Origin of the sequence: Streptomyces sp. NPDC091271 (genome assembly GCF_044757505.1) — a bacterium.
Classification (GTDB): Bacteria; Actinomycetota; Actinomycetes; order Streptomycetales; family Streptomycetaceae; genus Streptomyces.
The window spans coordinates 957,678-976,724 of sequence record NZ_JBIVVD010000001.1; the positions used below are offsets into that span (position 1 = coordinate 957,678).

Annotated in this window: 16 protein-coding genes and 2 tRNA genes; 12 read left to right on the top strand and 6 right to left on the bottom strand. The window is 70.0% G+C overall.

The genetic code is table 11. The features are described 5' to 3' along the window. Positions 1-17 precede the first annotated feature (17 nt). Both ACIQM3_RS04665 and ACIQM3_RS04670 read right to left on the bottom strand, forming a co-directional pair. Positions 18-1,427 (bottom strand): ABC1 kinase family protein, encoded by a 1,410-nt coding sequence (locus ACIQM3_RS04665; protein ID WP_401618713.1) that lies wholly within the window; start codon positions 1,425-1,427, stop codon positions 18-20. Between the two features lie 64 nt (positions 1,428-1,491). After that, positions 1,492-2,637 carry a TOMM precursor leader peptide-binding protein gene (locus ACIQM3_RS04670; protein ID WP_401618716.1) on the bottom strand — a complete coding sequence of 382 codons (1,146 nt, stop codon included), beginning with the start codon at positions 2,635-2,637 and terminating at the stop codon, positions 1,492-1,494. Between the two features lie 180 nt (positions 2,638-2,817). Between ACIQM3_RS04670 and ACIQM3_RS04675 the strand changes: the two genes are divergently transcribed. From ACIQM3_RS04675 to ACIQM3_RS04690, 4 genes are all read left to right on the top strand, one after another. Then, positions 2,818-3,441, top strand: coding sequence for a M48 family metallopeptidase (locus ACIQM3_RS04675; RefSeq protein WP_401618718.1), 624 nt, complete (start codon positions 2,818-2,820; stop codon positions 3,439-3,441). A 106-nt stretch (positions 3,442-3,547) separates the two neighbouring features. Further along, positions 3,548-5,173: a TerD family protein gene (locus tag ACIQM3_RS04680; RefSeq protein ID WP_401618721.1), complete on the top strand. Its 1,626-nt coding sequence runs from the start codon at positions 3,548-3,550 to the stop codon at positions 5,171-5,173. 11 nt (positions 5,174-5,184) lie between these two features. Beyond that, complete coding sequence (locus ACIQM3_RS04685; RefSeq protein WP_362933523.1) at positions 5,185-5,865, top strand: AIM24 family protein; 681 nt, start codon at positions 5,185-5,187, stop codon at positions 5,863-5,865. An 18-nt stretch (positions 5,866-5,883) separates the two neighbouring features. Further along, positions 5,884-6,639 carry an AIM24 family protein gene (locus ACIQM3_RS04690; protein WP_401618724.1) on the top strand — a complete coding sequence of 252 codons (756 nt, stop codon included), beginning with the start codon at positions 5,884-5,886 and terminating at the stop codon, positions 6,637-6,639. 61 nt (positions 6,640-6,700) lie between these two features. On the opposite strand, the gene ACIQM3_RS04695 is transcribed toward ACIQM3_RS04690, so the two are convergent. Beyond that, a complete protein-coding gene (locus tag ACIQM3_RS04695) occupies positions 6,701-7,246 on the bottom strand; it encodes an NUDIX hydrolase (RefSeq protein WP_401618727.1) in 546 nt (181 codons plus the stop codon). After that, positions 7,243-8,709, bottom strand: coding sequence for a zinc-dependent metalloprotease (locus ACIQM3_RS04700; protein WP_401618729.1), 1,467 nt, complete (start codon positions 8,707-8,709; stop codon positions 7,243-7,245). The genes ACIQM3_RS04695 and ACIQM3_RS04700 overlap by 4 nt, the downstream gene beginning before the upstream one ends. A 191-nt stretch (positions 8,710-8,900) precedes the next feature. Here ACIQM3_RS04700 and ACIQM3_RS04705 point away from each other — a divergent pair, with 191 nt between their 5' ends. The 4 genes from ACIQM3_RS04705 (at position 8,901) to ACIQM3_RS04720 (ending at position 12,202) form a co-directional block, all read left to right on the top strand. After that, positions 8,901-10,043: an SDR family oxidoreductase gene (locus tag ACIQM3_RS04705; protein WP_401618732.1), complete on the top strand. Its 1,143-nt coding sequence runs from the start codon at positions 8,901-8,903 to the stop codon at positions 10,041-10,043. A gap of 116 nt (positions 10,044-10,159) precedes the next feature. After that, on the top strand, positions 10,160-10,621 hold the full coding sequence (locus tag ACIQM3_RS04710; RefSeq protein ID WP_401618735.1) for a molybdenum cofactor biosynthesis protein MoaE: 462 nt from the start codon (positions 10,160-10,162) through the stop codon (positions 10,619-10,621). Positions 10,622-10,748: 127 nt separating this feature from the next. Then, positions 10,749-10,919, top strand: coding sequence for a hypothetical protein (locus tag ACIQM3_RS04715; RefSeq protein ID WP_014048224.1), 171 nt, complete (start codon positions 10,749-10,751; stop codon positions 10,917-10,919). A gap of 176 nt (positions 10,920-11,095) precedes the next feature. Continuing rightward, positions 11,096-12,202, top strand: a complete 1,107-nt coding sequence (locus tag ACIQM3_RS04720; protein WP_401618738.1) for a PDZ domain-containing protein — start codon at positions 11,096-11,098, stop codon at positions 12,200-12,202. Positions 12,203-12,270: 68 nt separating this feature from the next. On the opposite strand, the gene ACIQM3_RS04725 is transcribed toward ACIQM3_RS04720, so the two are convergent. Continuing rightward, complete coding sequence (locus ACIQM3_RS04725; protein ID WP_401618741.1) at positions 12,271-12,840, bottom strand: PPA1309 family protein; 570 nt, start codon at positions 12,838-12,840, stop codon at positions 12,271-12,273. A 127-nt stretch (positions 12,841-12,967) separates the two neighbouring features. On the opposite strand from ACIQM3_RS04725, the gene ACIQM3_RS04730 reads away from it, so the two are divergent. The 4 genes from ACIQM3_RS04730 to ACIQM3_RS04745 all read left to right on the top strand — a co-directional run bounded on the left by ACIQM3_RS04730 (position 12,968) and on the right by ACIQM3_RS04745 (position 18,434). Then, entirely contained in the window at positions 12,968-15,895 is a 2,928-nt protein-coding gene (locus ACIQM3_RS04730; RefSeq protein WP_401619993.1) for a UPF0182 family protein, read from the top strand. A 42-nt stretch (positions 15,896-15,937) separates the two neighbouring features. Continuing rightward, positions 15,938-16,011, top strand: a tRNA-Met gene (locus tag ACIQM3_RS04735). 211 nt (positions 16,012-16,222) lie between these two features. Next, on the top strand, positions 16,223-18,268 hold the full coding sequence (locus ACIQM3_RS04740) for a sel1 repeat family protein (RefSeq protein WP_401618744.1): 2,046 nt from the start codon (positions 16,223-16,225) through the stop codon (positions 18,266-18,268). 92 nt (positions 18,269-18,360) lie between these two features. Beyond that, a tRNA-Met gene (locus tag ACIQM3_RS04745) sits at positions 18,361-18,434 on the top strand. A gap of 102 nt (positions 18,435-18,536) precedes the next feature. Here ACIQM3_RS04745 and ACIQM3_RS04750 read toward each other — a convergent pair. Then, positions 18,537-18,956: a Fur family transcriptional regulator gene (locus ACIQM3_RS04750; protein WP_401618747.1), complete on the bottom strand. Its 420-nt coding sequence runs from the start codon at positions 18,954-18,956 to the stop codon at positions 18,537-18,539. Positions 18,957-19,047 lie beyond the last annotated feature (91 nt).

Genomic DNA, 19,047 nt, shown 5'->3' on the forward strand with positions numbered 1-19,047 from the left:
CGCTGCACCTCGGCCGCCTACACCTCGACCGCCTCCTCCTCGGCGCTGTCCTCGTCCGGTTCGTACTCCGGGAGGAATCCCGGCAGCCAGGACTCCAGTTCGTCGCGGAGACGGACCGTCGCCCCCAGCTGGCAGAGCACTCCGATCGTGCTCAGCGTCACTCGGTGTATCAGCAGGTACGCGGGCGGAAGGTTCAGCTGCTTCCCCAACTGGTGTGCCGGGGAGCGCGGATCGGCGATTCGAGCGGCCTGGCTGCGCAGCCAGGAGCGGGTGAAGGTGAACTCGTCCGCCTGGGCCGGCTCGATGATGGGGATCAGGTAGTCGAGCACGGCGTCCGGTTCGAGATCGATCGACTCCTTCACGAAGCCGGCCTCACGCAGCATGGTGTAGACGGCGTCGGCGTCCCCGTCCAGCGTCATCCGCAGGGCATCGCCGATGGTCTGCGGCAGACCCCCCGGAAGCCTGTCCACCGTGCCGAAGTCCAACACCCCCAGGCGCCACAGGTCCGCGTCCCCGTCGTGCTTGCCCGCGTCCCCGTCGGCCGCCTCCGGCGGTGGCAGCAGCCGGAAGTTGCCCGGATGCGGGTCCGCGTGGAGCAGACCGGTGCGCGCCGGCCCCGAGAAGAGGAAGCGAGCCAGGAGCTGGCCCGCCCGGTCCCGCTGTTCCGTCGTGCCGTCAGCGATCACCTCCGACAACGGAATTCCGTCGATCCACTCCGTGACCAGCACCTGCTCGGACTGGTGGACCACGCCCGGGATCACCACATCAGGATCGTCCTCGAACTCCGCGGCGTGCTCCTGCTGGGCTCGGGCCTCGAGCTCGTAGTCCAGTTCCTCGGACACCCGGTCGCGGAGCTCCGTGATGAGCGGCTTGATGTCCATCCCGGGGACGAGTGGGCCGAGCAGCCGCGCGAAGCGGCTGAGTTGGGTGAGATCCGACAGCAACGCCTCCCCGGCGCCCGGGTACTGCACCTTCACGGCGACGTCCCGCCCGTCGTGCCAGACGGCGCGGTGGACCTGCCCGATCGAGGCAGCGGCGGAGGGCAGGTCCTCGAACTCGGTGAACAGCTCCCGCCAGTCCTCGCCGAGCCGCTCCGCCAGGACCCCGTGGACCGTGCGGGTCGGCATGGGCGGTGCCGCCTCCTGCAGCTTGGTCAGCGCCGCCCGGTAGGGCCCCGCGACATCTTCGGGCAGCGCGGATTCGAAGACGGACAGCGCCTGTCCGAGCTTCATCGCACCGCCCTTCAGCTCGCCGAGGACTTTGAAGAGCTGGTCCGCCGTGCGCTGCTGGACCTCGCGGGCCACTATCTCGGCGGACTTCCCGCCGATCCGTTTGCCCAGACCCCATGTGGCACGGCCGGCGAAGCCGAGCGGCAGAGCTGCCAGCTTCGCGGTACGGGTGACCGCCTTCCGGGGAAGATCAGACATGTGCCCCTCCATTTCCCAGACTGCCGTGCGGCGTGCGTATCCGGCTCCGCTCCGGCGGCGGCGGTCACCCGGCCATTGTGTCCTGCGTGGCGCCGGCCGCGGAGGTGAGCTCCACCTCAGTGTGCCCGGCGGCACCGCAGTCGCAGTCGGGGTGGGGGCCCAGCCGCTCCGACCGCCAGTCCAGCATCGGCATGGCGGCCTCCCACCGCGCCCCCGTGCTGGCGGGCAGCTCTCCGTCGAGAAAGGAGAGGGCGTGGGCCGCGGCGAGGCCGGCCACCGCGGTCGCCAAACCCAGATCGCAGGCCTGCACGCATGTGCGCCGCCCGGACCTCCACTGCGCGAGCATCCGCGGCCACTGGGGATCCGCCTCCGCGCGGCGCAGCGCCAGACAGCCCGCGCAGCCGGTGCCTCCGGGCAGCACCAACGGCCCGACCACTCCGGTGGCTTCGATCACTCCCGCATAGAGGTGCGGCGTACCCGAAGCGATCCACGGTGCGGCGGTATTCGGATCGGGGGCGTACACGGAGAGGCCGTCCCTTGGCGCCACCACGATCAGGGACAGCGGGGGTTCGCCCCGCTCCGGGGCCTCGGACGCCCCGCCCGGCCGCGGAGGGCCACCGACCGCGGACCTGCGCACCAGCTGCCGTGCCGCCGTGTCACGGCGCTCGCCGACCGACGACGCCGGGAGGCCGCCCGGCGCCACGTCCCAGGGTTCGGCGCGGCCCCCGTCGAGCACCTCGACGTGGCCCACCCCTGACCCGGAGAGCACCGCGGCGACCGCCGCGCCGACCCTGCCCGCTCCGCGCACCTGCACCCGCATCGCGCGCCGGGCCGCGAGCGTGCGCAGCCCGCCGCCGGGCGTCGGATGGACAACGGAGAGCGCCGCGGCGTCGGGGCGCTGCCGCTCGAGGGTCTCGGCCCGTCGGCGTAAGGCGTCGGCCTCGGGGCCGCCCGCATCCGGATCGTCCAGCAGACCGGCCTCCGTGAGGCGCGATACGAGAATGTCCACGTGACGGTCCGACAGATCCAGAGCCCTGGCCTCTTCGCGGAGCAGAGGAAGTCCGCGTGTTCCGTCGAGGAGTTCCAGAAAGCTTCCGGTGGCGATATCCATCGGCCCCAGCGTTACCGCGTGTGCGGGCGTCACACCGAATTGCACGGTGTTCCGTCCACGCCAGGCGCGGCGGAGTGCGGGCTTCAGCATCGGATGCATGACTTCTCCCAGGTCGGTGTCGGGATCCGTTGCCAGAATGCAACATGGCGGCGAAACGGGCGGAAAGTTATCCACAGGCTGGGGCATTAGTCGTTCAAATGGTGCAAGCCGAGAAGTGGATCAACGTCGGACCGTCGAGGAGGCGGGACTTCCCGCACCGCCAGCGGGTAACGTCGAGTCGTGCCCGCCGACCCCTCTCCCGGTCTCGCCGGGGAGACCCCTGCGCGCAGCGCCGGACGCCAGCAGCGCAGCGCAGTCACCCAGCAGCCCCGCGCATCGGTGACGAGCGCGGTCGAGGTCCGCAGGAGCACCCGGCGCAGCAGAACGGTCTCCGCGTACCGCGAGGGCGACCGCACCATCGTGCTCATCCCGGCCCGGATGTCGGAGGCGGAGGAGCAGCGCTGGGTCGGTGTGATGCTGGACAAGCTCGCCGCGCAGGAGAGCAGACGCGTCATCGGCGACAGCGAGCTCGCCGGCCGGGCCGAGCGGCTCTCCGGCCAGTACCTCGACGGCCGGGCGCGCCCGGCCTCCGTGCGATGGGTGACCAACCAGAACACCCGCTGGGGCTCCTGCACCCCGGCCGAGGGCAGCATCCGCCTCTCGCACCGCCTGCAGGGGATGCCGGAGTACGTCCTCGACTACGTCCTCCTCCACGAACTGGCCCATCTGCTGGTTCCGGGCCACGGGCCGCGTTTCTGGCGGCTCCTGGAGGCGTACCCCCGGACCGAGCGAGCACGGGGCTATCTCGAAGGAGTCGTGGCGGCCGACCGGCTCCCGCATCTGCCCGCCGCCCGCGAAGAGTGACGTCGCCGATTCTGTACCGGGTCTGTACCGGCTTGGCCCGATGTCGTGGTTTGCGGTTAGCCTGACGCGACGCATTCACCTTCGGGATGGGGGACGGTCGTTACGCATGGCCAGGGAATTTCAGCGCGGCCACAAGGCCAAGATCAGTGATCTCACGTCAGGGACGGATCTGTACGTAGGTGTGCAGATCGCGGGCCCCGGCCTGACGTTCGACATCAGCTGCTTCGGTCTCGACGCCAATGAGCAGCTCTCCGACGACCGGTATTTCATCTTCTTCAATCAGCCGAAATCGCCGGAGGAGTCCATTCAGCTTCTCGGTGCCCAGGCCGGTGACACCGAATCGTTCCGCGTCACCCTCGACCGAATTCCGGCGAACATCCACAAGCTGTCCTTCACCGCGACACTCGACGGCGCCGGGCAGATGTCGCAGGTCGGCCCCGGATACATCCGGATCGTCGCGGGCGGCGAGGAAGTGGTGAAGTACGCCTTCACCGGCTCCGAGTTCACCACCGAGCGCGCGGTCATGCTCGGCGACTTCTATCTCAAGGACGTCTGGCGGTTCGCCGCGGTCGGCCAGGGCTTCGACGGCGGACTCGACGCGCTGCTCAAGAACTTCGGCGGGGAGGTCGCGGAGGAGGCCCCCGCCGCGCCGCCCCAGGGGGCCGCCCCCTCGTTCGCACCGCCCGCCCAGGCCTCCACGCCCCCTGCCTTCGGTGCTCCGGCCGTACCCCAGGCACCGCAGCCCGCACCGGCCTTCGGTGCTCCGGCAGCACCGGCTCCCGCACCGCAGCAGCAGCCGATGCACGCCGCGCCGACCATCGCGGCCCCTATGGCGCCGGCACCGCAGGCACCCGCGCCGCAAGCGCCCGCGCCTTACGGGCAGCCGCCCCAGCAGCCGCAGTTCGGACAGGTCCCGGGGCAGGGTGCTCCGCCCGCCGCCCCGCCCTACGGACAGCAGCCCCCGGCCGCACCGCAGTTCGGTCAGCAGGCTCCCGGTCCGTTCGGCCAGCAGCCCCCGGGCATGCAGCCCGGTATGCCGCAAGGCGTACCCCAGGGTGTTCCCGCGGGTGGCGCAGGCCTCCAGGCCGCACTGCAGCCGTACAAGGAAACGGCTACCGGGCAGCGCTGGACCTCGCAGAACCAGCAGCTCATGCGCGTCGACCTCACGATGGGCGGCACCCCGGTGCTGGCCCGTCAGGGCAGCATGGTGATGTATCAGGGCAAGGTCGACTTCGGCTACAAGGGGGCCGGCTTCGCGGGCCGCATGGTCGGCAACGCGACGGGCCAGGAAATGCAGCTGATGCGCTGCAGCGGCCGTGGCCAGGTCTTCCTCGCCGAGGAAGGATCGCATCTGCATCCCATCGAGCTGCAGGGCGACGGCATCTGCGTCTCCGCCGAGAGCGTGCTCGCCTTCGACGAGTCCCTGCAGTACGAGGTCCGCAGGATCGAGGGGCACGGGATTCCCGGCGGTGCCCTCTTCACCATGCAGTTCCAGGGCACCGGCACCGTCGTCGTCAAGACCCACGGTGTGCCGGTCGTCCTGCCGGTCACCCCGACCACCTTCGCCGACTGCAACGCCGTGGTGGCCTGGTCGTCCGCGTCCCAGGTGATCATCTCCAGCCAGGTCCGGCTGCGTCGCAACGCGTACCCGGGGCACAGCGGGGAGACCGTGAACCTCCAGTTCCGGGGAGCACCCGGCAACTTCATCGTCGTCCAGCCCTACGAGGTCTGAGGGAGCCCGTCATGAATCAGCAGCTCGCGGGCTTCGCCCCGACCCCCGTCACGGCCCGCATGGAGAACCACGGCCGTACGATGCTCAAGGTCGCCATGGCCACCGGCCAGGACCTCTACGCCCGCACCGGCTCGATGGTGGCCTACGAGGGCTTCATCCAGTACGAGCCCAACCCGCCGGCCGTCCGGCAGATCGCGTCCCAGTGGATCACCGGCGAGGGCGCACCCCTGATGAAGTGCGCCGGCGACGGACTGCTCTACCTCGCCGACTACGGCGCCGACGTGGTCGTCATCAATCTCAACAACGACTCGCTCTCGGTCAACGGCACCAACCTCCTGGCCTTCGACGGTCACCTCACCTGGGGCGTGGAGCGGGTCAAGGGGCTGGCCAAGTTCGCCGGCCAGGGCCTGTGGAACGTCGGGATCCAGGGCACAGGATGGGTCGCCATCACCTCGCGCGGCACACCGATCGTCGTCGACTGCGGGCGTGGCGAGGACGAGACGTACGTCGACCCCGACGCCCTCGTCGCGTGGTCCCCGAACCTCAAGGTGAAGGGCAAGCGCAGCTTCAAGGCGAGCTCGCTCATCGGGCGGGGCAGCGGAGAGGCGTACCAGATGGCCTTCTCCGGTCAGGGCATCGTCGTCGTCCAGCCGAGCGAGGACAGTACCGACCGTCTGCGGATCCGGAACTGAGCGGGGGAGGAACACATCATGCAGAGTCCGCTTTTCAGCTACACGGAACAGCAGTCGCAGGACCGCTACACGGTCCAGAACCCGCAGCTCCTGCGGGTCGCGCTGACCGGCCACGACGACGTCCTCGCCCGTAAGGGCGCCATGGTCGCCTACCAGGGGCTCATGGAGTTCGACGGTGAGTACCAGTCGCACGGCCAGCGCCGCGCCCGCAGGAACACGGGTGAGGGCCTCGACCTCATGCGCTGCTCCGGTCAGGGCACGGTCTACCTGGCCAACCTCGCGCAGTACATCCATGTGGTCGACGTCGACCACGAGGGCATGACCGTCGACAGCGCCTACGTCCTGGCGCTGGACTCCTCGCTGCACACCGAGGTCATCGCGGTGGACAGCCAGTACGGGATCTCCGGCACCGGCAAGTACCAGCTCAACATCTCCGGGAGCGGCAAGGTCGCCCTGATGACCTCCGGCCAGCCGCTGATGATGCAGGTCACCCCCGACAAGTACGTCAATGCCGACGCCGACGCGATCGTCGCCTGGTCGAGCGGCCTGCGGGTGCAGATGCAGGCCCAGACGCACTCCTCAGGGGTCTTCCGGCGCCGTGGCAACACGGGGGAGGGCTGGGAGCTGAGCTTCCTGGGTCAGGGTTTCGCCCTCGTCCAGCCGAGTGAGGTGCTGCCGCCGCAGAACGCCCAGATCGGCCAGGGGGCCGCGGCGCAGTTCGGTATGGGGCAGCAGGGCTCGCACGGACAGAACCAGAACAACTCCTGGAACTGAGCCGCGCCGGGCGCGACGGGTGAGGGGCGGCTTCCCGCGGAAGCCGCCCCTCACCCGTGGTCTAGCAACCTTGCGCCAGCCGTGTGCGGGTGCTCGCCAGCAGCCGCTCGACCGAGGCGTCCGCCACCCGCGCCACCTCGTCGTAGGGGAACCAGCGCAGATCCAGGGATTCCTCGCTGATCCGCTCCACCGCCCCCGCCGACGCCGTCGCCGCGTACTGCACGTCGAGGTGCCAGTGGCAGGGCGCCGGGATGGGATGCCGGTCCAGCCGCACAGGCCCGCCGGGCAGCAGGGTGAGCCCGGGGATCCCCGACTCCTCCGTGGCCTCGCGCAGGGCCGCCGCCTCCAGAGTGGTGTCCTGGGGCTCGCAGTGCCCGCCCATCTGCAGCCACATCCGCAGCTTCCTGTGCAGGGTCAGCAGGACCCTGCCGCGCTCCGGGTCGATGACCAGCGCGCTGGCCGTCAGATGCCCCGCTCCGCACGCCTTCCACATGCCGTCGGGATGCCCGGCCAGATGCTCCAGGTACGTCCGGCGCAGGCCGGCCTGCCCCGTGTCGCCGTCGTCGTAGCCCTTGAGTACCGAAACCGCGTCGTCGTGCAGGCTCACCGGCCGGAGTCGTCCTTGCCGTCGCTCTTCGGGTCGTCTTCGCCGGGCTCGTCGTCGCCGGGCTCGTCCTTGCCCTTCTCGTCGGATGCGGACTTCTGCGGGCCCTTCGCAGCTTCGCCGAGCATCTTGTCGAGCTCGGAGAAGTCCAGTTGCTCGTGGTGGACGAAGCCGTCCGGGTCGTCCAGGTCCTGGGCCGTCGGCAGCATGTCCGGGTGCTCCCAGAGGCCGTCACGCCCGTCGACGCCCCGGGCGTCCGTGAGCGAGGCCCACAGCCGCGAGGCGTCACGCAGCCGGCGCGGGCGCAGCTGGAGCCCGATGAGCGTGGCGAAGGTCTGCTCGGCTGGACCGCCGGAGGCCCGGCGCCTGCGCATCGTCTCGCGCAGCGCGTCCGCCGAGGTCAGCCGTGACTTCGCGGCCTCGTGCACCACCGCGTCCACCCAGCCCTCGACGAGGGCGAGAGCGGTCTCCAGACGGGCCAGCGACGCCTTCTGCTCCGGGGTGTCCTCAGGCTGGAACATGCCCTGCTGAAGAGCGTCCTGCAGCTGCTCGGGCTGGGACGGGTCGAACTGGCCGACGACGTCCTCCAGCTTGCTGGTGTCGACCTTGATGCCGCGCGCATAGGCCTCGACCGCCCCGAACAGATGCGAGCGCAGCCACGGAACGTGGGCGAAGAGCCGCTGGTGGGCCGCCTCGCGCAGCGCCAGATACAGCCGCACCTCGTCCTGGGGCACGCTCAGGTCCTTGCCGAACCGCTCGACGTTCAGCGGAAGCAGCGCCGCCTTGCCGGCGGGCGCCAGCGGCAGGCCGATGTCGGTCGAGCCGACGACCTCGCCCGCGAGCACGCCGACGGCCTGCCCGATCTGCTGGCCGAACATGGCGCCGCCCATGGACCGCATCATGCCGATCAGCGGGCCGGCCATGGCCTGCATCTCCTCCGGCAGGACATCGCCCATGGCCAGGCCGACGCGCTCGGCCACCGGGTCCACCAGCTGCTGCCAGGCGGGAAGCGAGGCCTCGACCCACTCGGCGCGGCTCCACGCCACCGTCGAGACGGAACCCGAGGGCAGCGACGTCACACCGTCGAGCCAGAGGTCGGCGAGACGCAGAGCCTCGTCGACGGAGGCCCGCTCCGCGGGTCCGACGCTCGCGTCCTTGCTGCCGTCGGTGGTGCCCTGCGACACCGTCTGTCGTGCGATCTGCTTGGCCATGTCCCAGTTGACCGGGCCGCCCTCGTAACTCAGCATCTGGCCGAGCTGCTGGAAGGCCGCACCCAGGTCGTTCGGATTCATCGAGCCGAACATCGCGGCGAACGGGTTGTCGCCACCCGCGCCGGGCGGGAAGCCGAACGGGTTCGCCGGCCCGCCCGAGCCCTGCCCAGCACCGGTGGGGTCCTTCTTCTTGCCTTCGTCGCCGTCTTCCGGCTCCTCCGGCGGAAGGCCGAATCCGAATGGGGTGTCACTCACGGGTTTCCTCGGCTCGTAGGGCCGCCGGCTCGAACCGACGGCGACTGCCCGACATCACCATCCAGCGTAGACACCGAAGACCGCTTGGGCCCTCAGTGCTCCGCCGGCTCCCGGCCTGCGGCAGGATGGACGCCACCTGGTACGTACGCGTCATTCGGGTACGTACTGAAGACAACCGCTGGAGACGCCCGGTGAGTTCCCCAGATCCGCAGGTTCGCGCAGCGCGAAACCTGGCCGACCCCACGACCGAGAGCAAGCCCACGAAAAATCTTTCCCGGAACCGCGGCCCCGTCGTCGCGGTCACCGGTGCCGCGACCGGCGTCGGTGAGCTGCTCACCGCCCATCTCGCCGCATCGGACGAGATCAAGCAGGTCATCGCCATCGACGAGCGCCGGGGGGACGTCTCGGAGGCGACGTGGCACATCCTGGACGTACGGGACCCCGCCATCGCCGAGAAGCTGCGCGGCGCGGACGTCGTCGTGCACATGGCGCTCGACCTCGACCTGGAGACCGATCCCGCCGCCCGCACCGCGTACAACGTCCGCGGCACCCAGACCGTGCTGACGGCGGCGGCAGCCGTGGGCGTCCACCGGGTGGTGCTGTGCACCTCGGCGATGGTCTACGGCGCTCTGCCAGACAACGACATCCCCCTCTCCGAGGACGCGGAACTGCGGGCCACGGCGGAGGCCACCGGTGTCGGCGACCTGCTGGAGATCGAGCGGCTCGGCCGGCGCGCACCCCGTGCCCACCCCGGCCTCAACGTGACGGTCGTACGGCCCACGGTCCTGGTCGGCGGTACGGACACGGCGCTCACCCGGTACTTCGAGTCCCCCAGGCTCCTCGTCGTCGCCGGCTCACGCCCGGCCTGGCAGTTCTGCCACGTCGACGACCTGGTCAGCGCCCTGGAGTACGCGGCTCTCGAAAAGATCGAGGGAGAGTTCGCGGTCGGCTGCGACGGCTGGCTCGAACAGGAAGAGGTGGAGGAGCTCTCCGGAGTGCGCCGTATGGAGCTGCCGTCCGCCGTCGCCCTCGGCGCGGCGGCCCGCCTCCACCGGATCGGTCTCACCCCGTCCCCCGCGGGGGATCTCGCCTACACCATGCACCCCTGGGTGGTCAGTGTGAGCCGGCTCCACGACACGGGATGGCGCCCGAGGTGGACCAACGAGGAGGTCCTGGCAGCGCTCCTGGAAGAGGTCGAGGGACGCCACACCGTCGCCGGACGGCGGCTCGGCCGCAAGGACGCCACCGCAGCCGGTGCCGCGGGAGCGACCGTCGCGCTGCTCGGCACGGCGGCACTGGTCCGGCGGGCCCGCAAGGCGCGCCGGCGCTTCTAGGCGGCCGGGCGGAAGCCCCCGGTCGCCCCGCCTGGTAGGAGGCTCCAAGCCGACCGGCAGGCCACCGGTCGAAAACGCTATTCCGGGATGTGCCCGCCGTGCGGCACGATGGCCCCATGGCACGCACCCACGACCACCCCGGCGAGCAGGCTGCTCAGGACCCCATCCGGCTCCTGGACATCCGTGACACACCGCTGTCCGTCGACGAGATCTACCGCGCGGTGGGGGACGACGCCGCGGGAGGCATGGCGCTCTTCGTCGGCACGGTGCGCAACCACGACGACGGGCAGGACGTCGGCTCCCTCGGATACTCCTGCCACCCGACGGCCGGCGACGAGCTCCGCAGAGTGGCCGAGAAGGTGGTGGCGGAGTTCCCGGTACGGGCTCTGGCCGCCGTCCACCGGGTGGGTGAACTGGGTGTGGGCGATCTGGCGGTGGTCGTCGCCGTGTCCTGCGCCCATCGGGGTGAGGCCTTCGAGGCCTGCCGCAAGCTGATCGACGACCTCAAGCACGAGGTCCCGATCTGGAAGCACCAGCGTTTCTCCGACGGCACGGAGGAGTGGGTCGGCGCCTGCTGAGCGCAAACCGCCCCAGGGGGCATCAGCCCCGATTTGCGTAACCGCACCCCTGCCGTGAGCGTTGGTCCTGCAGGTGGTTAATCTTCTGATCGTCAGTTGCGGTCGCTCATGGGGTAGGGAGGTCGTGATGGCAGCACTCGCTTGGCTCTTGATTCCGCTTATAGCTGCTCTTGGCGCGGCGATATGGGGAGGGTGGGCAGCCCGTAATCGAACGACCGGCGACGTCACCGAACTCGCCGGCTACGCCAGGTTCCGTGAGGCGATGGAGAAATCGCATTCCGGTTCCGAGGCCGTCTGACACTCCGCAGCTGTACGCAGTTGCCAATTCCGCACCGCACCCGCTCCCCGTAGGCGCAGTCCGCGCAGCGAGCGAATACGCGATGCCCCTCGGTCCCTCCGGATCTCCTCCGCCGTCCGCCTCGTACGGACCGGCCCCGACGGTGCACTGACAGGCCGTTCCCGTACTGTCGTTCCATGCCACGCCGCACCGCGACGATGCTCGCCTCCACCCTCATCCTCATCGCGCTGCTCTGCGCAGGCGTGCTGATTCGTGTGCCGTACTCGGAGATGTCCCCCGGCCCGACCGTGAACACGCTCGGCGACGCGCGTGGCGAGCCGGTGCTGCACATCAGCGGGCACAAGACGTATCCGACGTCCGGAAACCTCAACATGACGACGGTGCGCGTCACCGGTGCGGACTACGACATGAACATCGTCGAGGCCGTCTACGGCTGGCTGGCCCACGACAGCGTGGTCGTGCCGCACGACACCCTCTACCCGGACGGGAAGACCGAGGAGCAGTCGACGCAGGAGAACGCCGAGGAGTTCAGCCAGTCCCAGGAGAGCGCGAAGGTCGCCGCCCTTGAAGAGCTGAAGATCCCCGTCACCTCCCGCGTGGTGGTCTCCACGGTCGTCAAGGACAGCGCCGCCGAGGGTGTGCTGCACGCGGGCGACGTGATCAAGGCGGTCGACGGCAAAGCGGTCGAACAGCCGGAGGACGTCGCGAAGCTCGTCACGAAGCACAAGCCCGGCGAGGACGTCGTCTTCACGGTGATCCCGGCCAGGACCGCCGCCGCGGCGGAGAAGGCGGGCAAGGAGCCCGAAGGCTCCCGTGACGTCACCCTGACCACACGGAAGGCACCCGAGGACCCCTCGAACCCCTCGGAGGACCGGGCGATCGTGGGGATCCAGGCAGGGACGGACCACACGTTCCCGTTCGAGATCGACATCAAGCTGGCCGACGTCGGCGGCCCGAGCGCCGGACTGATGTTCTCGCTCGGCATCATCGACAAGCTGACGCCCGACAAGCTGACGGGCGGCAAGTTCGTCGCCGGCACCGGCACCATCGACGACGACGGCAAGGTCGGCCCCATCGGCGGGATCAACATGAAGCTGGTCGGCGCGCGCGACGCGGGCGCCCGGTACTTCCTGACGCCGGACGACAACTGCTCCGCCGCGGCCTCCGACACCCCGGGCGGCCTCACCCTGGTGAGGGTGAAGACCCTCGACGACGCCAAGAAGTCCCTGGAGAAGATCCGGGCGGGGGACACGGCCGGCCTGCCGAGCTGCTCGAAGGGCTGAGAGGCCGCCGGGTGGCCCGGACAGGGCGGAAGCCACCCGGCAGTCTCCGGGGCCGCCCCCGCCGGTGGTCAGGACTCGAAGGTGGCCGCGAGTGCCTCGGCGAGCCCCGGAACCAGTCCCGCGCCGGTCAGGACCTCGGTCGGGGAGTCCTTCTCCCGCAGGCGCACGGCGGAGTCCCGGGCACCGTCCCGCAGGACCGCGACGGTCATCCGCACCTCCTGCCGGTCGGGGTGCTCGGCGACCCACTTGGTCAACTGGGCGTCGGACAGCCCTTCCGGTACGGACGCCTCCGCCGAGGGCGGCAGCATCAGCCGTTCGACGGTCATGGCGCAGCCGACCACGGCGTCGGGCCAGGCGATCGTGGCGAGGAATTCGTCCAGCGCGGTGCCGTCGGGCAGCTCCTCCTGCTCGACGGGGGTGAGGGTGGCGGTCGTGGATGCGGTGTCGTCGAGACCGAGCTGGGCGGCGAGGCCGGGCTCGTGGGCGCGCAGCCGGGCGGTGTCGACGAGGGCGAACAGCCGGGCCGGCTGGTCCCAGCCGAGACCTGCGGCGTAGGCGTCGATTTCGAGGACGGCGACGGTGAGGGGGCTCGCGGCCATCGGAGGGCCTGAGGGGGAAACGTTGGGCATACCCAACATCCTGCCTCCTTCTGCCCCGGGAACGGGAACTAGGTAAAGCCTCAGTAAGTTGCATAGGTGGGCTCTACGATCGCTGGGCCTGCTTCACACGACCGCGAACTTCGAGGTGCGCACGTTGGCTTTCCAGATGCCGGACCGCGGCGGAGGCCCGACCGGGCCACGGATCAGAGTCGGCCGCCCGTCCCGGCGCGTCCGTACCCTGCTCATGACATTGGGCGTCCTGGCGGTTCTCGCCATGGCCTTCGTCATGTTCGCCGGGTTCTGGACGGACTGGCTCTGGTACAGGTCGGTCGCGTATTCGTCTGTTTTCACCACCACTCTGTGGACCAAGATCGGGCTGTTCCTCGTCTTCGGACTGCTGATGGCCATCGCCATCGGTGTGAACATCTGGCTCGCGCACCGGCTCCGGCCGCCGCTGAGCGCGATGTCGCTGGAGCAGCAGAGCCTGGACCGCTACAGGATGAGCGTCGCACCGTACAAGAAGTGGGTGCTGCTCGCGGTCACCGCTCTCGTCGGTCTGATCGCCGGCGCCTCCGCGTCCGGCCAGTGGCGCACCTGGCTGATGTACGTCAACGGTGTGCCGTTCGGGCAGAAGGACCCCCAGTTCAAGCTGGACGTCGCCTTCTACGCCTTCGACCTGCCGTGGTACCGCTTCCTGCTCGGATTCGGCTTCGCCGCGGTGGTGCTGTCGCTGATCGCGGCGGCGCTGACCCACTACCTCTACGGCGGACTGCGGGTCACCAGCCCCGGCGCGCGTGCCACGGGTGCCGCGACGGGTCATCTCTCCGTGCTGCTCGGCGTCTTCGTCGCGCTGAAGGCCGTGGCGTACTGGCTCGACCGGTACGGCCTGGCGGTGAAGTCCAGTGACTTCAAGGCCACGGACAACTGGACCGGTCTGCGGTACGTCGACGCCAACGCCTACCTGCCGGCGAAGACGATCCTCTTCTGTATCGCGGTCATCTGCGCCGTGCTGTTCTTCGCGACGCTCTGGCGCCGCACCTGGCAGCTGCCGGTGATCGGCTTCGGCCTGATGGTGCTCTCGGCGATCCTGATCGGCGGGCTCTACCCGGCGATCGTGCAGAAGTTCCAGGTCCAGCCCAACGAGCAGGCCAAGGAAGCGCCGTTCATCCAGAAGAACATCGATGCGACGCGCGACGCCTACGACATCGACGACGCGAAGGTCGACGACTACACGGGCACCAGCACGACCGACGACAGCACCAAGCTGAGGGCGAGCGCCGACGCCGCCGCCAGCTACCGCGTCATGGACCCGAACGTCGTCTCGCCCGCCTTCCAGCAGCTCCAGCAGAAGAGGAACTACTACCAGTTCCCCAAGACGCTGGACGTCGACCGCTACAAGGGTGAGGACGGCAAGGAGCAGGACACCGTCGTCGGCCTGCGCGAGCTGAACCTCCAGGGCCTCCCCAAGAGGAACTGGATCAACGACCACTTCACGTACACCCACGGCTACGGCGTCATCGCGGCGCGGGGCACCACGACGGGCACCAACCCGGCGGGATCCCCGGACTTCACGGAGTCGGGCCTGCCCACCACGGGCGAGCTGGGCAAGTACGAGCAGCGGATCTACTACGGCGAGAAGACCGAGCAGTACTCCATCGTCGGCGGGCCCCAGAAGGAGCTCGACTACGAGGAGGACGGCGAGAAGACCACCAGTTACGAGGGCGACAGCGGGATCAGTCTCTCCAACGCCTTCAACCGGGCGGCCTACGCCGTGTCGTTCAGCGAGCCGCAGATCCTGTACTCGGGAGCCATCGGCGAGGGCTCGCGGATCCTCTACAACCGCACCCCCAAGGAGCGCGTCGAGGCGGTAGCCCCCTGGCTGACGATCGACGGCGACGCCTACCCGGCGGTCGTCGACGGCCGGATCCAGTGGATCGTCGACGCGTACACCACGACCAACGGTTATCCGTACGCCTCGCGTACGACGCTCGGTGACACCACGGCCGACTCGCTGACCACCAACCAGCGTGCGGTCGTCGCCCAGCAGAACCAGGTCAACTACATCCGGAATTCGGTGAAGGCCACCGTCGACGCGTACGACGGCAAGGTCAAGCTCTACGAGTGGGACACCGAGGACCCGGTGCTCAAGACGTGGCGCAAGGCGTTCCCCGGCACGGTGGAACCCCGGGCGGACATCCCGCAGGAGCTCATGGACCACCTGCGCTACCCGCAGGACCTGTTCAAGGTCCAGCGTGAGCTGCTGACGCGGTACCACGTGGAGAACCCCGCGCAGTTCTACAGCGGCAGTGACGCGTGGCAGGTGCCGGACGACCCCACCAACAAGGAACCCGGGTCCGTTCCGCCGTACTACCTGAGCATGAAGATGCCGGACCAGGACGCGCAGAAGTTCTCCCTGACCACGACCTTCACCCCGAAGGGGCGCCCCAACCTAGGGGCGTTCATGGCGGTGGACGCGGACGCGGCCAGCAAGGACTACGGCACGATCAGACTCCTGAGAGTCACCAGCACGATCAAGGGCCCAGGCCAGGTACAGAGTGAGCTCAACGGCAACGACGACGTCGCCGAGTTCGTGAGAAACCTGAAGGGCACCGACTCGGACATCGAGTACGGCAACCTGCTGACGGTGCCGCTCGACGGAGGCTTCCTCTACATCGAACCGGTGTATACGCGCGGTGGTACGCAGAACTATCCGCTGCTGCGCAAGGTCGCCGCTTCGTACGGGTCGAAGATCGTGTTCGAGAACAGTCTTGGCGAAGCTCTGAACGCGGTGTTCGGGGTCGAGGGCTCCGACACGACGACACCGCCGACCGAGCCGGACGAGCCACCGGGTGACACCACGGAGCCCCCGGCCACCGGGGACGCGGCCCTGAAGAAGGCCATCGCGGACGCGCAGAAGGCGTACACGGCCGGCGAGACGGCTCTCAAGGAGCAGGACTGGGAGGCCTACGGCAAGGCCCAGGCGGACCTCCAGGAGGCTCTCGAGCGGGCGGCCGCGGCTCAGCCAGACGGAGCCGGCGGTGCTTCGTCGACCGAGGGCGCCAAGAAGCCGGAGGGCGACGACCAGGGCAGTTGAGAAATGTCCACCCCGCGTCGTGGTACGGTTTGAACACAACGACGCGGGGTGGAGCAGCTCGGTAGCTCGCTGGGCTCATAACCCAGAGGTCGCAGGTTCAAATCCTGTCCCCGCTACTGAAAGGCGCAGGCCCGGATCCTTTGGGATCCGGGCCTTCGCCATGTCACGGGCCTTTTCTCAAGTTGTCGGAGTGAAGTGCGGTTCACGGGGCATGAGTTGGAGCCAGTCGTGTTTCACTTGTCTCTCTGTGGGCATGTCGACAAAACGCCGAAGTGACTTCACTGGCCGCGGTATACCAGGTGTACGCGGGTAGCAGGTGGTGCGACGATGGTATTTATGGGGGACAGGGCAACTCTGTTGGAGACAGGGCGGTTTGTGCAGCGACGCGGCCGGACGACGGAAAACACCGCAGATGCGGCATTCGCCGCTGCCCTGGCCGGGACCGCTGACATCGCCGACGGCGTCCGCGAGGAAGCCGCCTTCACCGCCACGGCCGATGCCGTCGAGAGCACCGAGACGGTCGGGGGCGCGGACACCACCGGGAGCGCGGACACCGCGGACGGCGCGGATCACGCCGACGAGACCGAGGCCCGGCACCGGCGTGCCGCAGAGGCCGGTGACACGGCGTCGATGAGCGTCCTGGGCGCTCTCCTGCTGCGCCGTGGTGACCTGGACGGCGCCGAGGTCTACCTGCGCGCGGCTACCGCCGAGGGCGACCGGGCCGCGGCCAACAACCTCGGTGTGCTCCTGCATCAGAGGGGATACGCCGACGAGGCGGCCGGGTGGTGGCGCATCGCCGCTGTCGCCGGCTCCGCCGCCGCGGCGCACGCCCTCGGGCGCCACTTCCGGGAGCGCGGGGACGAGCCCGGCGCCGAGTACTGGCTGTGCCAGTCCGCCGAGCAGGGCCACGCGCTGGGCGCGTACGCCCTGGCGGACCTGCTGGAGCACCGCGGCGACGCCGGCGCCGAGCGCTGGCTGCGCGCCGCCGCGGAGCAGGGGCACAGGGAGGCCGCGTACCGCCTGGCGCGGACGATCGAGCGCAACGCCGTCGGCGACGCCCACGACGCCTTCGGTCTGGGCCGCGTCGTGGGCGAGGGCCGCCGGGGGCTGGACGCCGGCGCGCCGGTGAAGCGGGACAGCCCCGTCGCGGGCCCTGATACGGGACGCGTCGGCGAGGCCGAGCAGTGGTACCGCCAGGCCGCGGCGCGTGGTCACCGCCGTGCCGCCCTGCACCTCGGCGCCATCCTCGAGCAGCGCGGTGAGCTGAAGGAGGCGGGCCGCTGGTACCTCACCGCCGCCAAGGACGGTGAGCCCCGGGCCGCCTGCGCCCTCGGTTTCCTGCTGCGTGACGCGGGCGACGAGGAGAGTGCGGCCGTGTGGTGGCTGCGTGCCGCTCAGGACGGCGACGGCAACGCCGCCAACGCCCTGGGCGCCCTGCACGCGGCCAGGGGCGAGCAGCAGACCGCGGAGCGCTGGTACCGCGCCGCCATGGACGCGGGGGACGTCAACGGCGCGTACAACCTCGGCCTGCTCTGTGCCGCCCAGGACCGGATCCCCCAGGCCGAGCAGTGGTACCGCCGGGCCGCCTACGCCGGGCACCGGGAGGCCGCGAACGCACTGGCCGTGCTGCTACTCCAGGCCGGGGACGCGACCGGGGCCGAGCCCTGGTTCTCCAAGGCGGCGGAGGCCGGCAGCGTGGACGCCGCGTTCAACCTCGGCATCCTGCACGCCGGACGGGACGAGGACCGCACGGCACTCGGCTGGTACCAGCGGGCGGCGGCGGCCGGGCACACCGATGCCGCGCTCCAGGTGGGCATGGCCTTGTTGCGGGACGGCGACGAGCGGCAGGCGGAGCGACACCTGCGCTGCGCAGCGGGCGGCGGCAGCGCCGAGGCCGCCTTCCGGCTGGCGGGCGTCCTCGACCTGCGCCAGCCGGCACCGGGGCCTCCCGCGCTCGGGGAGCAGATGCCGGAGAAGACCGAGTGCGAGGAGTGGTACGAGAGGGCGGCCGAGCAGGGCCACCGCCGTGCCCAGGTCAGGGCCGGGATGCTCGCGGCCGCTCGCGGCGACATGGCGAGCGCCGCGCGCTGGTACCGCGAGGCCGCCGAGTCGGGCAGCCGCAACGGCGCCTTCAACCTCGGCCTGCTGCTCGCCCGTGAGGGCAGTGAGCGCGAGGCGGCCCTGTGGTGGAGCCGTGCCGCCAACGACGGCCACGGCCGCGCCGCCCTGCGTCTCGCGCTGCTCGCCGCCCGCCGGGGCGAGCTGACCGAGGGGCAGCGCTGGTGTGCCCGGGCGGTCGAGCTGGGGCCGGCGGAGGTGACCGAGCGGGCAGCGCGTCTGCTGGAGGCGCTGCACCAGGAGCTCACCGCATGACGCCGGGCGGCCGGCTCATGGGGGCGCACGGGTGTCCGGCGAATGAATTTGCTCCGGCCGGTGCGGGTGCCGTACTGTTGCACTCACAACGGCGCGGGGTGGAGCAGCTCGGTAGCTCGCTGGGCTCATAACCCAGAGGTCGCAGGTTCAAATCCTGTCCCCGCTACTGAAGACAGAGGCCCGGATCCTTCCAAGGATCCGGGCCTCTGTCGTATGCCCGCGCAAAGTCCGTCCGCGCCCAGGGGAAGCTCCGCCGGGCGCCGGGGACTCAGGCCGTGGCGGAGCAGTTCGGGCAGATGCCGCGGTAGGTCACCTCGACGTCCGAGACGGTGAAGCCGAACCGCTCGTCGTCGGGCAGGTCGGCCATCGGGTTGCCCGACGGGTGCACGTCCCGGATCGTGCCGCAGCGCCCGCACACCAGATGGTGGTGGGGGCGGTGGGCGTTGGGGTCGTACCGCTTCGCCCGGCGGTCTGTGGTGACCTCGATGACCTCCCCGAGGGACACCATCTCGCCCAGCGTGTTGTACACGGTGGCCCGGGAGATCTCGGGGAGCCGGTCGACGGCCTTCGCGTGGACCTCGTCCGCCGTCAGATGCACATGGTCCCCCTCGAGAACCTCGGCCACCACGCGCCGCTGTGCCGTCATGCGCCAGCCGCGTCCACGAAGTCGTTCCAGGAGGTCACTCATGGAGCCCAGCGTAACAGTGGAAGAGCCCGAGTCCCGAGTAGGTGTGACTTTAGATGGTTGATTGACTTGGACAAAGTCTATTGTAGGATCG

Bases quoted from the DNA above. Each gene is read 5' to 3' on its own strand.
- ACIQM3_RS04665 (WP_401618713.1), bottom strand. From the start codon at position 1,427: ATGTCTGATCTTCCCCGGAAGGCGGTCACCCGTACCGCGAAGCTGGCA.
- ACIQM3_RS04670 (WP_401618716.1), bottom strand. From the start codon at position 2,637: ATGCATCCGATGCTGAAGCCCGCACTCCGCCGCGCCTGGCGTGGACGG.
- ACIQM3_RS04680 (WP_401618721.1), top strand. From the start codon at position 3,548: ATGGCCAGGGAATTTCAGCGCGGCCACAAGGCCAAGATCAGTGATCTC.
- ACIQM3_RS04685 (WP_362933523.1), top strand. From the start codon at position 5,185: ATGAATCAGCAGCTCGCGGGCTTCGCCCCGACCCCCGTCACGGCCCGC.
- ACIQM3_RS04690 (WP_401618724.1), top strand. From the start codon at position 5,884: ATGCAGAGTCCGCTTTTCAGCTACACGGAACAGCAGTCGCAGGACCGC.
- ACIQM3_RS04710 (WP_401618735.1), top strand. From the start codon at position 10,160: ATGGCACGCACCCACGACCACCCCGGCGAGCAGGCTGCTCAGGACCCC.
- ACIQM3_RS04715 (WP_014048224.1), top strand. From the start codon at position 10,749: ATGGCAGCACTCGCTTGGCTCTTGATTCCGCTTATAGCTGCTCTTGGC.
- ACIQM3_RS04720 (WP_401618738.1), top strand. From the start codon at position 11,096: ATGCCACGCCGCACCGCGACGATGCTCGCCTCCACCCTCATCCTCATC.
- ACIQM3_RS04725 (WP_401618741.1), bottom strand. From the start codon at position 12,840: ATGTTGGGTATGCCCAACGTTTCCCCCTCAGGCCCTCCGATGGCCGCG.
- ACIQM3_RS04730 (WP_401619993.1), top strand. From the start codon at position 12,968: ATGCCGGACCGCGGCGGAGGCCCGACCGGGCCACGGATCAGAGTCGGC.
- ACIQM3_RS04740 (WP_401618744.1), top strand. From the start codon at position 16,223: ATGGTATTTATGGGGGACAGGGCAACTCTGTTGGAGACAGGGCGGTTT.
- ACIQM3_RS04750 (WP_401618747.1), bottom strand. From the start codon at position 18,956: ATGAGTGACCTCCTGGAACGACTTCGTGGACGCGGCTGGCGCATGACG.